General features: G+C 71.2%; 13 protein-coding genes and 1 pseudogene. 7 read left to right on the top strand and 7 right to left on the bottom strand.

What is annotated here, in order from left to right; genetic code table 11:
* Nucleotides 1-77: 77 nt before the first annotated feature.
* The 3 genes from ABZT49_RS25340 to ABZT49_RS25330 form a co-directional block, all read right to left on the bottom strand.
* The gene (locus ABZT49_RS25340; protein ID WP_355290117.1) at nt 78-1,349 is read right to left on the bottom strand and encodes a multidrug effflux MFS transporter; all 1,272 of its coding nucleotides are present in this window, start codon (nt 1,347-1,349) and stop codon (nt 78-80) included.
* Nucleotides 1,350-1,558: 209 nt separating this feature from the next.
* Nucleotides 1,559-1,825: a hypothetical protein gene (locus ABZT49_RS25335; protein ID WP_355290115.1), complete on the bottom strand. Its 267-nt coding sequence runs from the start codon at nt 1,823-1,825 to the stop codon at nt 1,559-1,561.
* A 170-nt stretch (nt 1,826-1,995) separates the two neighbouring features.
* Complete coding sequence (locus ABZT49_RS25330; RefSeq protein ID WP_355290157.1) at nt 1,996-2,706, bottom strand: carbonic anhydrase; 711 nt, start codon at nt 2,704-2,706, stop codon at nt 1,996-1,998.
* 315 nt (nt 2,707-3,021) lie between these two features.
* On the opposite strand from ABZT49_RS25330, the gene ABZT49_RS25325 reads away from it, so the two are divergent.
* Nucleotides 3,022-4,023 carry a 4-hydroxyproline epimerase gene (locus ABZT49_RS25325; protein ID WP_355290113.1) on the top strand — a complete coding sequence of 334 codons (1,002 nt, stop codon included), beginning with the start codon at nt 3,022-3,024 and terminating at the stop codon, nt 4,021-4,023.
* Between the two features lie 57 nt (nt 4,024-4,080).
* Here the strand turns inward: ABZT49_RS25325 and modA are convergent, their stop codons facing one another.
* Nucleotides 4,081-4,863: a molybdate ABC transporter substrate-binding protein gene (modA, locus tag ABZT49_RS25320; RefSeq protein ID WP_355290111.1), complete on the bottom strand. Its 783-nt coding sequence runs from the start codon at nt 4,861-4,863 to the stop codon at nt 4,081-4,083.
* 184 nt (nt 4,864-5,047) lie between these two features.
* Here modA and ABZT49_RS25315 point away from each other — a divergent pair, with 184 nt between their 5' ends.
* From ABZT49_RS25315 to ABZT49_RS25290, 6 genes and pseudogenes are all read left to right on the top strand, one after another.
* The gene (locus ABZT49_RS25315; protein ID WP_355290110.1) at nt 5,048-5,695 is read left to right on the top strand and encodes a glutathione S-transferase family protein; all 648 of its coding nucleotides are present in this window, start codon (nt 5,048-5,050) and stop codon (nt 5,693-5,695) included.
* Nucleotides 5,679-5,840: a hypothetical protein gene (locus ABZT49_RS25310; protein WP_355290108.1), complete on the top strand. Its 162-nt coding sequence runs from the start codon at nt 5,679-5,681 to the stop codon at nt 5,838-5,840. The genes ABZT49_RS25315 and ABZT49_RS25310 overlap by 17 nt, the downstream gene beginning before the upstream one ends.
* A 40-nt stretch (nt 5,841-5,880) precedes the next feature.
* Entirely contained in the window at nt 5,881-6,480 is a 600-nt protein-coding gene (locus ABZT49_RS25305; protein WP_355290106.1) for a TRAP transporter small permease, read from the top strand.
* Complete coding sequence (locus tag ABZT49_RS25300) at nt 6,477-7,802, top strand: TRAP transporter large permease subunit (RefSeq protein WP_355290104.1); 1,326 nt, start codon at nt 6,477-6,479, stop codon at nt 7,800-7,802. Before ABZT49_RS25305 ends, ABZT49_RS25300 begins: the two co-directional genes overlap by 4 nt.
* Before the next feature lie 57 nt (nt 7,803-7,859).
* A complete protein-coding gene (locus ABZT49_RS25295; protein WP_355290102.1) occupies nt 7,860-8,438 on the top strand; it encodes an NAD(P)H-dependent oxidoreductase in 579 nt (192 codons plus the stop codon).
* An 86-nt stretch (nt 8,439-8,524) separates the two neighbouring features.
* A pseudogene (locus ABZT49_RS25290) lies at nt 8,525-8,668 on the top strand (nuclear transport factor 2 family protein); the annotation flags it as partial.
* Between the two features lie 409 nt (nt 8,669-9,077).
* Here ABZT49_RS25290 and ABZT49_RS25285 read toward each other — a convergent pair.
* The 3 genes from ABZT49_RS25285 to pcaF form a co-directional block, all read right to left on the bottom strand.
* Nucleotides 9,078-10,130, bottom strand: coding sequence for a KpsF/GutQ family sugar-phosphate isomerase (locus tag ABZT49_RS25285; RefSeq protein WP_355290100.1), 1,053 nt, complete (start codon nt 10,128-10,130; stop codon nt 9,078-9,080).
* Between the two features lie 117 nt (nt 10,131-10,247).
* Nucleotides 10,248-11,189: a helix-turn-helix transcriptional regulator gene (locus ABZT49_RS25280; RefSeq protein WP_355290098.1), complete on the bottom strand. Its 942-nt coding sequence runs from the start codon at nt 11,187-11,189 to the stop codon at nt 10,248-10,250.
* A 376-nt stretch (nt 11,190-11,565) separates the two neighbouring features.
* Nucleotides 11,566-12,780: a 3-oxoadipyl-CoA thiolase gene (gene pcaF, locus ABZT49_RS25275; RefSeq protein WP_355290096.1), complete on the bottom strand. Its 1,215-nt coding sequence runs from the start codon at nt 12,778-12,780 to the stop codon at nt 11,566-11,568.
* Nucleotides 12,781-12,845 lie beyond the last annotated feature (65 nt).

The raw sequence follows: 12,845 nt of genomic DNA, 5'->3' as shown, positions 1-12,845 counted from the left end.
GGAAACGAAGCAGCGTTGCCTCGTGCAACGCTGCTGAGTGATGCCGGGACGGTGGCGCGGGACCGGTTAAGGCGGCTCTACCGGGCCCCGCTTCCGAACAGCCGGCCGCGCTCGGTCCACAGCACCATCGCGAGGGCGAGGCCGCTCAAGGCGAAGTAGCCGATAGCGAGCGGGGTGACGGTGCCGTCGAAGGACTGGCCGACGAGGAGGCCGCAGAACGCCGCGAGCAGCGTGGTGTAGAAGCCGATGAACGACGACGCGGTCCCGGCGATCGCCGCGAGCGGCTCCATCGCCAGGGCGTTGAAGTTCGGCATCGCGAAGCTCATCAGGAACTGGCACGCCGCCAGGGTGACGATCAGGAGCCACAGCGGCGGCGTGCCCGCGAAGGCGAGGATCAGCGCGAGCTGGAGGCAGGCGGCGAGGAACAGCCCGAGCGTGCCCGCATGCGCCAACCGCCGCATGCCGAGCCGGCGCACCAGGCGCGCGTTGATCAGCGTCGCGACGCCCATCGCCCCGGCGATCAGCGCGAAGGCGACCGGAAACAGCGGCCCGAGATGGTAGAGGCCGGTGTCGAAGACCGCCTGCGCCGAGCCGACATAGCCCATGATGCAGCCGGTGGTGAGGCCTAGCGCGGTCGCGTAGCCGAACGACGCGCGGGTGCGCACCGTGACGCCGATGCCCGACCCGATCGCCCGGGCCGAGACGGGGCGGCGGAAGGCCGGGTGCAGGGTCTCGGGCAGGCGGGTGGCGAACCAGGCCAGGGTGACGAGGGCGAGCGCCAGCATCATGCCGAAGATCAGGCGCCAGTGGCCGACGACGAGCACGGCGCCGCCCATCGAGGGGGCGAGGATCGGCACGATGAGGAAGACCATCATGCAGAACGACATCACCCGGGCCATGTCGCGGCCCTCGTAGCGGTCGCGCACGATCGCCACCGCGAGCACGCGGCCCGCCGCGCCCCCGACGCCCTGGATGGCGCGGGCCAGCAGCAGCACCTCGAAGCTCGGCGCCAGCATCGCGAGCACGCTGCCGGCGAGGTAGATGCCGATGCCGACGATCAGGGCCGGGCGCCGCCCGGTCCCGTCCGAGACCGGGCCGTAGAGGAGCTGGGCGGTGCCGAAGCCCAGCATGTAGACGTAGACCAGGAGCTGCAGCCGGTTGGGATCCTGGACCGCGAAGTCGCGCTGGATCGCCGGGAAGGCCGGCAGGAAGCTGTCGATGGTGACCGCGGTCAGGCCCATCATCAGCGCCATCAGGGCCACGAATTCGACGAAGCCGGGCCCGGCCCAGCCCGTTTCGGCCCGGCCTGTCTCGACGGGTCTCGCCCCGTCGCTCGCGCTGCTCGCCATGATCATCCCGAAAGGCCGGCGCGCGGGAAGGGAGGCCGACCGAGCCCGAGCAGTGCCGAAGGTCGCCCCCACCCGCAAGGCGGGCCGGGGCATGGCAGCGATGCGGCGGCACTCGGCGGGAGCGGGCGGGGACCGCCGGACCCGCTACACCCTGGCGGAGGACGCGGCGGCTGCGGTGGTGGCGCGAGCGCGGCCCGCCCTCCGCCGGCTCAGCGGGCAGTGCAGCGCAGAGCCTCGCGCTGGCAGGCGAAGCCGGGGGTCGAGCAGTTCACCCCGTCGGCGCCGCGGGTGCAGACGCGGCAGGAATCGGTCCATTCGCGGCAGCCGGGATCCTCGGCCGGCGACGTGACGGCCGGTCGGGGCGCCGGCCCCCGGGCCGGCGCGACATTCGCGACGAGGATCGTCGCCAGGGTGGCGATGGCGGCGATCCACGCGAAGGCGGCGTCGCGGGAGCGGTCGGGTCGGGTCTCGGCCATGCCGGGGGTCCTCACCCGCCGCCCCTCGCCTGTCAATCCGCCATCTGCGGCCTCATACACTCGCGCGTCCGCCTCGACACGTCGATGCGAACGCGTCCGGCGCATCGGCGCCGACGCCCGTTCGGGCTTGCCTCGCGCCTTCGAACAAGCTGCTCGAAGGCGCGACGGTATTACTCGGCCGCCCGGGTCTCTGGCGTGGCGAGGCCCGCCGCGGCGAGCCGGGGCGCGTTCGCGGCCTCGGCCACCGGCAGCGCCTCCTCCTCGGCCAGGACCACGAAGCGCCCAGCCTCGCCGTCATAGACCAGCAGGTGCCCGGTCTCGATCTCGAACAGCCAGCCGTGCAGGGTGAGCTGGCCCGAGGCGAGCGCGCTCGCCACCGCCGGATGGGTGCGCAGGTGGTTGAGCTGGGCGAGCACGTTCTCCATCGCCAGGGCGTGGAGGCGGCGCTTGTCGTCGATGTCGTCCGGATAGGCGTCGCAGACGATCTTGCGGGCCGCCTCGCCGTGGCGCAGCCACGCCGCGACGCTCGGCATCTTCTCGGCGAGGCCCGGGGTGAGCAGGCCCTTCATCGCGCCGCAATCCGAGTGGCCGCAGACCACGATGTCCCGGACGCCGAGCGCCATCACGGCGTACTCGACCGCCGCGGTCACGCCGCCCATCATGGTGGCGAAGGGCGGCACGATGTTGCCGACGTTGCGGGTGACGAACAATTCGCCCGGGCCCGCCTGAGTGATCAGCTCCGGCACGACGCGGGAATCGGCGCAGGAGATCACCAGCGCCTTCGGCTTCTGGCCGTCATGGACGAGGCGCTGATAGACCGAGCGCTGGCTCGGAAACACCTGCTCGCGGAACTGGGTGAACCCCTGGACGATGTTGTCCATCATCGGCAACCTCCTCTCTCTCGGCCGCAACCGCGCGGGCCCGTTCGAGGGCCGCGCCATGGTGCCGAGAACGTCGCGGGGGGGCCGCGGGTTGCCCTGGGTCACGCCTCTCCCTGTGCGTCATCTGGCCCGGCGTGGAGGCGGGATGAGACTTTGGTCCTCGTGCGTGGCCGGCGCGCCGGGGCTTCCCTCCGTCAACGCGCGAGCCGCCCGGATGGCTGTGCGCGCTATGACGGCGCACTGATTTCTGCGACGAAGGGCCGTCCGGGCCCGGACCCCGAATCCGGACCCGATCTCCCGGAGACCCTGCCCGCCATGCACCCGCATACCTTCCTCTGCGTCGACGCCCATACCTGCGGCAACCCGGTGCGGGTGGTCGCCGGCGGGGCGCCGGTCCTGCCCAACGTCCCGATGGGCGAGAAGCGGCAGATCTTCGTCGCCGAGCACGACTGGGTGCGCCGGGCCCTGATGTTCGAGCCGCGCGGCCACGACGCGATGTCCGGCTCGATCCTCTATCCGCCGTCGCGGGAGGATTGCGAGCTCGGGGTGCTGTTCATCGAGGTCTCGGGCTGCCTGCCGATGTGCGGCCACGGCACGATCGGCACCGTCACGGTGGCGCTGGAGCAGGGCTTCGTCGTGCCGCGCGTCGAGGGGCGCCTGTCGCTCGAGGTCCCGGCCGGCAAGGTCGAGGTGGAGTATCGCCGCAACGGCCGCTTCATCGAAGAGGTCCGGCTCTACAACATTCCGAGCTACCTGCACGCGGCGGAGGTCCGGGTCGAGGTGCCCGGGCTCGGACCCCTCACGGTCGACGTGTCCTACGGGGGCAACTTCTACGCCATCGTCGAGCCGCAACCGGGCTGGGCCGGCCTCGACGGCATGAGTTCCGCCGACATCCTGACCTGGAGCCCGCGCGTGCGCGAGGCGGTGCAGCGGGCGGTCGCCCCGGTCCATCCGGAGGATCCGCGCATCCAGGGCCTGAGCCACGTGATGTGGGCCGACCGTCCGAAGCACCCGCAGGCCCATGCCCGCAACGCCGTGTTCTACGGCGACAAAGGCATCGACCGCTCGCCCTGCGGCACCGGCACCTCCGCCCGCATGGCGCAGCGGGTCGCCAAGGGCCTACTGCGCGTCGGCGACGACTTCGTGCACGAGAGCATCATCGGCACGCTGTTCCACGGCCGGGTCGAGAGCGACGCCGAGGTGGGCGGTCGCCCCGCCATCCGCCCGAGCATCGGCGGCTGGGCCCGGGTGATCGGGCACAACACCATCCTGGTCGACGAGCGCGACCCCCTCGCCTTCGGCTTCCAACTGGCCTGAAGGCGGGCGGGACGCCCTGCTGCGGCTTCCAGCTGGCGTGAAGACGGCTGGGACGGCCTACTGCGACGCCCCCTCCCCGATCATCGTGAAGCCCTGCGCCTCGAAGAAGCTCCGGGCCGCCTTGCTCCGGAGATAGGTAAGGAAGCGCGCGCCGCCCTCGCCCTTGGCCTCGGCCGTAACCGCGAAGGGGTAGACCACCGGCGGATGGCTGTCCGCCGGAAACACCCCCACCACCTTCACGCCCGGATCCGACTTGGCGTCGCTCTCGTAGACGACGCCGAGGGGCGCCTCGCCGCGGGAGACCAGGGCCAGCGCCGCCCGCACGTTGTCGGCTTGCGCCAGCCGCGGCTGCACCTGCGCCCACAGGCCGAGCTTCTCGAACGCCGCCTTGGCGTATTTGCCGATCGGCACCGAACTGACCTCGCCGGTGGCGAGCCGCCCGTCGGGCCCGAGCGCCCGGGTGAACCACTCCGGCGTGAACGCCGCCTCGGACACAGTCGCGTCCTTTGGCGCCACCACGACCAGGCGGTTGGCGAGCAGGTTCACCCGGGTCCCGGGCCGGATCAGCTTGCGGGCGGCGAGGTAGTCCATCCATTCGAGGTCGGCCGAGGCGAAGAGGTCGGCGGGCGCGCCCTGCTCGATCTGGCGCGCCAGCGCCGAGGAGGCGGCGTAGCTCGCCCGGACCGGGAGGCCGCTCTCGGCCGTGAAGGCCTTGCCGGCTTCGTCGAGGGCGTTCTTCAGGCTCGCCGCCGCGAATACCGTCGTGGGTTCGGCCGCCGCAGCCGGGAGGGCGAGCGTGGCGGCGAGGAGCAGGCAGGCGGTCCGGATCGTGCGGCGCATGGCGATGGACCCTCGGCGCGTAACGGTTGCCCGCGTTATATGCCGCCCGTCACAACATCGGCCAGCCCCGGATCGCGGACCGATCTTTTTATCCGGTCACCAACCATCGTCGGGTTCGCCCGGACCTCCGGCGCGTGCGACACTCCCCCCAAACGAACGAGACGGTCCGGGGGGAACCGACACCATGCTGCTCTACGAGCATCCGCTCTCGTCCTATGCACAGAAGGTCAAGATCGCCCTGCGCGAGAAGGGCGTGGCCTTCAGGGCCGAAGTGCCGGAGACTTTCGGCACCGGGCGGAGCGACGGTGCGTTCGCGAAGGCCAATCCCCGCACCGAGGTGCCGGTGCTGATCGATGGCGGGGTGAGCCTGTTCGAATCGACCGTGATCCTCGAATACATCGAGGAACGCTGGCCCGACCCGCCGCTGCTGCCGCGCGATCCCGCCGCCCGCGCCTTCGCCCGCATGACCGAGGAGGTCTGCGACACCCAGTACGAGGCGGTGAACTGGGGGTTCGGCGAGATCCTGTGGTTCCGCCGCGCCACCGGGGCGCTGGCCGACCACCTGCGCGCCGAGGCCGCGGCGCAGACGAAGACTTTGCAGGACTGGCTGACCGGCCGGCTCGGCGAGGCCGACTGGTTCGGGGGCGAGCGGTTCGGCTGGGCCGACGCGGCGGCGGCCCCGATGGTCAACCGCTCGGTGCATTACGGGCTCGGACCCGCCGAGGGCAGCCCCCCTCGCCCGCTGGCACGCGCGGATCCGCGAGCGCCCCGCGGTGGCCGAGACGTTCCGGGAATTCGACGCAGCCGCGGCCCGGATGGCCGAGGCCGCTGACCTCTACACCACCGGCGGGCGCCGGCGGGAATACCGCGACCACCGCCTCGAATGGATGGTGAAGTCCGGCGGCGTCGAGGTGGTGCTGGCCGGCCTGCGCGACCGCACCATCCGCTTTCCCTGGCCCGGCGGTGGGGAATCCTGACGCCGCCCCGCTCAAGAGAAGAATAGTCCCGGGAGACCCCATGCACCCCCTGCGCATCCTCGACCGCCTCGAGGAGATCCTGATCGCGAGCCTGATGGCCGGCGCGACGCTGCTGATCTTCGTCGCCGTCGTGCACCGCTACGCGTCCGGCATCGACGCGCTCTATCCGATCACCACCGCGATCCACCTCTCCTGGGCCCAGGAGCTGTGCATCTACATGTTCGTCTGGATGGCGAAGTTCGGCGCGGCCTACGGGGTGCGCACCGGCATCCATGTCGGCGTCGACGTGGCGGTGAACCAGCTGCCGCCCGCCTGGCGCGACCGGATCGTGCTGTTCAGCCTTCTCGCCGGCGCGCTGTTCACCGCCATCGTCGGCACGATGGGCGCGCGCTTCGTCTACGGCCTCGTCGATACCGACCAGACCACCCCCGACCTTGAGATCCCGAGCTGGGTCGTCTACCTGGCGATCCCGCTCGGCTCCTTCCTGATGTGCTTCCGCTTCCTCCAGGTGGCCTGGAGCTTCTGGCGCACCGGGGAACTGCCGCACCACGATCCGGGCCATGTCGAGGGCGTGGTCGAGAGCCCGCACGCCGCGCAAGACCTCGCTCAGGAAGCCCGCACCGGAGGCCGTGCCCGATGAATGCCGCCATCATCTTCGGGCTGCTTATCGCCCTGATGCTCACCGGCATGCCGATCTCGATCGCGCTCGGCCTGTCGGTGCTCACTTTCCTGTTCACCATGACCACCGTGCCGATCGAGGCGGTGGCGCTCAAGCTGTTCACCGGGATCGAGAATTTCGAGATTATGGCGATCCCGTTCTTCATCCTGTCGGGCAACTTCCTCACCCATGGCGGCGTCGCCCGGCGGATGATCAACTTCGCCACCGCGATGATCGGCCACTGGCACGGGGGCCTGGGGCTCGCCGGCGTCATGGCTTGCGCGCTGTTCGCCGCCATCTCGGGATCGAGCCCGGCCACCGTCGTGGCGATCGGCTCGATCATCCTGCCCGCCATGGTGGCGCAAGGGTTCCCCAAGCGCTTCGGCGCCGGCGTCATCACCACCTCGGGCGCGCTCGGCATCCTGATCCCGCCCTCGATCGTCATGGTGATGTACTCGGTGGCGACCAGCGGCGCGGTGGTGACCGGGCCCGACGGCCAGCGGGTCTCCTCGGCCTCGATCTCGACGCTCTTCGTCGCCGGCGTGATCCCGGGCCTGATGCTGGCGGCTCTGCTCGGCCTCACCACCTGGTACCGGGCGCGCAAATTCGGCTACCCGCGGATGCCGAAGGCGAGCTGGCGCGAGCGCTGGGTCGCGTTCCGCAAGTCGGTCTGGGGCCTCCTGCTGATCGTGCTGGTGCTGGGCGGCATCTATAGCGGCGCCTTCACCCCGACCGAGGCTGCGGCCGTCAGCGCCGTCTACGCCTTCGTGATCGCGCTGTTCGTCTATCGGGATCTCACCTGGCGCGACGTGCCGCGGGTGCTGCTCGATTCGGCCAACATGAGCGCGATGCTGCTCTACATCATCACCAACGCGGTTTTGTTCTCGTTCCTGATGACGAGCGAGCAGATCCCGCAACAGATGGCGAGCTGGATCACCGGGGCCGGCCTGAACTGGGTGGTGTTCCTGCTCATCGTCAACCTGCTGCTGCTCCTCGCCGGCAACGTGATGGAGCCCTCCTCCATCGTGCTGATCATGGCGCCGATCCTGTTCCCGATCGCCGCCAAGCTCGGCATCGACCCGGTGCATTTCGGTATCCTGATCGTGGTCAACATGGAGGTCGGCATGTGCCACCCGCCGGTCGGCCTCAACCTCTACGTCGCCTCGGGCATCACCCGCATGGGCATCACGGAACTGACCATCGCGGTCTGGCCCTGGCTCCTGACCATGCTGATGTTCCTCGTCGTCGTGACCTACGTCCCGGCGATTTCCCTGTGGCTGCCGCGGATGCTCGGAATGATGTGAGATCCTGCCGGGACGCTGTAGGCTCCGGGCGGTGTCAGATCCGTCCGGAGTTCCACCATGACCCTCGTGATCCCGGTGATCCTCGGCTCGGTGCGCCAGGGGCGCAACGGGCTGCGCGCCGCCCGCTACGTTGCGGGCGCCCTCGCCTCCCGCGGCCACGAGGCGCCGCTGGTCGATCCGGCCGAGCTCGGCCTGCCGCTTCTGGAGCGGATGTACAAGGAATACCCGAAGGGCGAGGCGCCCGACGCCCTGGAGCGGCTGGCGGCGCTCCTGCGCCGGTCGGACGCCTTCGTGGTCGTCTCGGCGGAGTACAACCATAGCATCCCGCCGGCCCTGTCGAACACCCTCGACCACTTCCTGGAGGAGTATTTCTGGCGGCCCTCGGCGATCGTCTGCTACTCCGCCGGCCGCTACGGCGGCGTGCGCGCGGCGATGCAGCTGCGCGCCATGCTGGGCGAGCTCGGCACCCCGAGCATCCCCTCGCTGCTGCCGATCCCCGAGGTGCACAAGGCGCTCGACGAGGAGGGCCGGCCCCTCCTGCCCTGGCTGGAGCGCCCGACCGGGCGGTTCCTCGACGAGCTGACCTGGTACGCCGAGGCGCTGCGGGAGAAGCGGCGGGGCGGGGTGCCGTATTGACGCTTCGGCGGGAACCGAAGCATCCGCGGCGCCCCCGGGGCTAGCGTCCGGCACCGGCCCATTTCCGGTGCCGGAGAGGATCGACCATGAGCCCGGACGCCGCCATCCGCCACATCCATCGGCAGTGGCACGACAGCGTCGTGCACCGCGACATCGAGGGACTGACGGCGCTCTACGCCGAGGATGCCGTCTTCGAGAGCCCGCTGGTCTGGGCGTCCCGGCCGGAGGGCGGCAGCGGGATCCTCACCGGCCGGGCGGCGATCCGGGACTTTTTCGAGGACGGCTTCCGGTCGCCGCAGAACGGGCTCGGCCGCTGGTACCGCACGGGAACCGTCCTCCGCGGGGCAGCAGCTGGCGTGGGAATGCCCGCGCCGGACGCCGGACGGCGACCAGATCGACCTGATGGAGATGATCGACCTCGCCGACGGGCTCATCGCCCATCACCGGGTCTACTGGGGCTGGGTCGGGGTCAAGACGCTTGCGCGCCTGCTGCCGCGATAACCGGTTCCGGGCTGGTCATCGCTGTTTGTTGGACAGCAATTCAAGGAGTTGACACCCTCCGTGTCATTCCGGGATCCGCTGCGCGGCCCCGGAATGACACGGAGGGTGTAGAATCTTTCGGTGAAGGCCGTTCGCCCCCTACACCACCCCCGCCCGCAAGATATCGTGGATGTGCAGGATCCCCACCGGGCGCCCGCGCTCCACCGCGAACAGGGCGGTGATCTGGCTGCGGTTCATCAGCTCCAGGGCGGCGCTGGCGAAGGTGCCAGGGCTGGTGGTGATCGGCGACGGCGTCATGATCTCCTCGACCCGGCGGGCGAGGAGGTCGCTGTGGCCGGCGCCGGTGCTCATGTGGCGGCGCACGTCGCCGTCGGTGATCATGCCGACGAGCCGCCCCGCCTCGTCGACGATGCCGGCGCAGCCGAAGCGCTTGCCCATCACGGCGATCAGTGCCTCCGAAACGCGCAGGCCCCGGGGCACCAGCGGCATCTCCTCGCCGGCATGCATCAGCTGGGTCACGGTCTTGAGCCGGGCCGCGAGCTTGCCGCCGGGGTGGAACAGCTTGAAGTCGCTGGCCGAGAAGCCGCGGCGCTCGAGCAGCGCCACCGCGAGCGCGTCGCCGAGCGCGAGCTGGATCACGCTCGACGAGGTCGGCGCGAGGTTGTGCGGGCAGGCTTCCTTGACGAGCGGCAGCGGCAGCAGGATGTCGGCGGCCTGGCCGAGGGTGCTGCCCGGGTTCGAGGTCATGCCGATCAGCGTGACGGCGAAGCGCTTGGAGAAGCTGATCAGGTCGCCGAGCTCGGCCGTCTCGCCGGACCAGGACAGGGCGATGACGATGTCCTGCTGGGTGATCATCCCGAGGTCGCCGTGGCTGGCCTCGCTCGGGTGGATGAACGAGGCCGGGGTGCCGGTGGAGGCGAGCGTCGAGGCGATCTTGCGCCCGATATGGCCGCTCTTGCCGATGCCCGACACGATCACCCGGCCCGGAATGGCGTGGATCGCCGCGACCGCGGCGCCGAACCCGGCCTTCAGCTCGTGGTCGAGGGAGCGGGCGAGGGTCAGCAGCGCCTCGGCCTCGGTGCGGACGCTGCGGATGGCGGAGAAATGCGCCGCCTCGACCACCTGCGCCGCCGCACCCTCGTGCGCGTCCTCTCGCGCCGCGTAGCTCTCGGCCCGGTTCGAACTCTCCATCGTGCTCCTCGATCGCGACGTGATCCTGCGGCCCGGAGCCTGCCGACTCATTTGCGGCCAGAATACGTGTGCCGGCGCCGCCGCTCGGTGTTTTTAAGCCGTGGCGGCGCCGGCGCCTCAGGCGCCGCGCCGCCCGCCGAGGTAGTTCTCCACGAGGCCGGTCAACTCGCCGGCGGTCTCGGCCACCGTGTGGTCGGCGGTGTCGACCACCGCCCGGGCCCGGGCGTAGAGCGGCTCGCGGCTCATCAGGATGCCGCGGATCTCCCGCAAGGCGTTGTCGCTGTCGGGCATCCGCGTCGGGGCGATGCCCTTGGCGGCCTGCTCGCGCACCCGGTGGATGTGCTCCTCCGGCCGCGCCTTGAGCCAGACGGTGAAGAACGACGACAGCAGCAGGTCGAAGGTGACCGGCTCGGCGACGATGCCGCCGCCGGTCGCCAGCACCATCGGGCCCGGCCGCTCGGCGAGGCGGCGCAAAGCCCCCTGCTCCAGGCGGCGATAGGTCTCCTGGCCGTAGATCGCGAAGATCTCGGCGACCGACAGGCCGTTCTCGCGCTCGATCTCGCGGTTGAGCTCGACGAAGGTCCAGCCCATCCGCTCGGCGAGGATCCGCCCGAGGGTCGACTTGCCGGCGCCGCGCAGGCCGATCAGCGCCACGCGCTGCGTCGGGGCGTCGCCGGGGGCGGCCGCGCCCGAGAGCGCGCGCTTGGCCTCGGCGATCTGGTCCGCCGAGGCCTTCTCCAGGAGGTCGCGCACCACCGGCCAGTCCGGCGGGCTCTCGACCGCGGCGATCAGGTCCTCGAGCCGCACGCCCATGGCGAGGGCGACCCGGCGCAGCAGGATGATCGAGACGTTGCCTTGCCCGCCCTCGAGCTGCGCGATGTAGCGCTCGGACAGGCCGGAGGTCTGCGACAGCATCTTGCGCGACATCGCCCGCACCGCCCGCATGGTGCGGACGCGCTGGCCGAGGACGGTGAGGAATTCCGATTCCGGATCGTCCGCCTGGGAGGCGCCGGCCGGAAGCTCGTCCGCGCCCGGGCGCGGTCCTTGTCTGCTGGGCATCGCTTGAGACTCACCGGGACCGGAGGACGAAGCGGCGGCTTCGGAAGGAGTGGCTTCGTCCTGGCGGCGGGAGGGCGGGGCCGGAGATGAGGTGGGAGCGTGTCATGGGATCGTCTGCCGGCGATCGTCCCGCCGGAGGGCGGGCGCGTCGTCCAGGCGGTTCCTCGGGACGGACAAGGGGACGGGCAAGAAGGGACTGCTTACCCCATGCCGGGCGCCCGTGCCATGGTGCAGTGCGGGATGACCGTAACGAGCGCGGCGTTTCGGCTGCCGCCCCCAGCTTTTTCCGCGGCGTGGCGGGGCGCCGTGCGGCGCCCCCGGCCTTTCGTCATGCGGCGGCGGGGCCCCCATGCGGCGCCCCGTCGCGGCGGCCTGCTCAGCCAACGCGCTCGACCGCCAGGGCTACGCCCTGGCCGACGCCGACGCACATCGTGGCGAGGCCGAGCCGCCCGCCGGTCCGGGCGAGCTGGAGCGCGACGCTGCCGGCGATGCGCGCCCCCGACATCCCGAGCGGGTGGCCGAGCGCGATGGCGCCGCCATGCGGGTTCACGTGGTCGGCATCGTCCGGCAGCCCGAGGCCACGCAGGCAGGCGAGCGCCTGCGAGGCGAAGGCCTCGTTGAGCTCGACGGCGTCGAAATCGGACGGCTTGAGGCCGAGGCGCGCGCAGAGCTTCTCCACCGCCGGAATCGGCCCGATGCCCATCACGCGGGGCGGCACGCCGGCCGAGGCGAGGCCGAGCACCCGGGCGATGGGGGTGAGGCCGTGGCGCTCGGCGGCCTCGCGCGATGCCAGCACCAGGGCGGCGGCGCCGTCGTTGACGCCGGACGCGTTGCCGGCGGTCACCGTGCCGTCCTTCTTCACGAAGGGTTTCAGCTTGGCGAGGCCCTCGGCGGTTGTGTCGGCCCGCGGGTGCTCGTCGCGATCGACCTTGATGTGGTTGCCCTTGCGGTCGGGGATTTCGACCGCGACGATTTCCCGGGCGAAGGTCCCGTCGCCCTGCGCGCGGATGGCGCGCTGTTGCGAGCGCAGCGCGAAGGCGTCCTGGTCGGCGCGGCCGACCTGGTAATCCTCGGCGACGTTCTCGGCGGTTTCCGGCATCGAATCGACGCCGTACTGGTGCTTGAGCACCGGGTTGATGAAGCGCCAGCCGATCGTGGTGTCGTGGATCTCGGCCTGGCGCTGGAACGCGCCCTCGCTCTTGCCCATCACGAACGGCGCCCGGGTCATCGATTCGACGCCGCCGGCCACCGCGAGGTCGAGGTCGCCGGCGCGGATCGCCCGCGCCGCCGCCCCGACCGCGTCCAGGCCCGAGGCGCAGAGCCGGTTCAGGGTCAGGCCCGGCACGTGCGCGGGGTAATCGGCGAGCAGCAGCGCCATCCGGGCGACGTTGCGGTTGTCCTCGCCGGCCTGGTTGGCGCAGCCGAGAAACACCTCCTCCACCGCCTCCTTCAGGGCCGGGTTGCGGCGCGCGAGCTCGGCGAGTGGCGCGGCCGCGAGGTCGTCCGCCCGCACCTTCGCGAGCGCGCCGCCGTAGCGGCCGATCGGCGTGCGCACGTAATCGCAGATGTAGACGTCCCGCGCGGCGCTCATGGGCTTCTCTCCCGGTCGTTGTTTCGAAAAATCGGTACGGCGGCGCGCCGGTTGGATCAAGTCCC

The organism is Methylobacterium sp. EM32 (assembly GCF_040593685.1).
Classification (GTDB): Bacteria; Pseudomonadota; Alphaproteobacteria; order Rhizobiales; family Beijerinckiaceae; genus Methylobacterium.
This window is presented reverse-complemented; position numbering and strand designations above follow the sequence as displayed.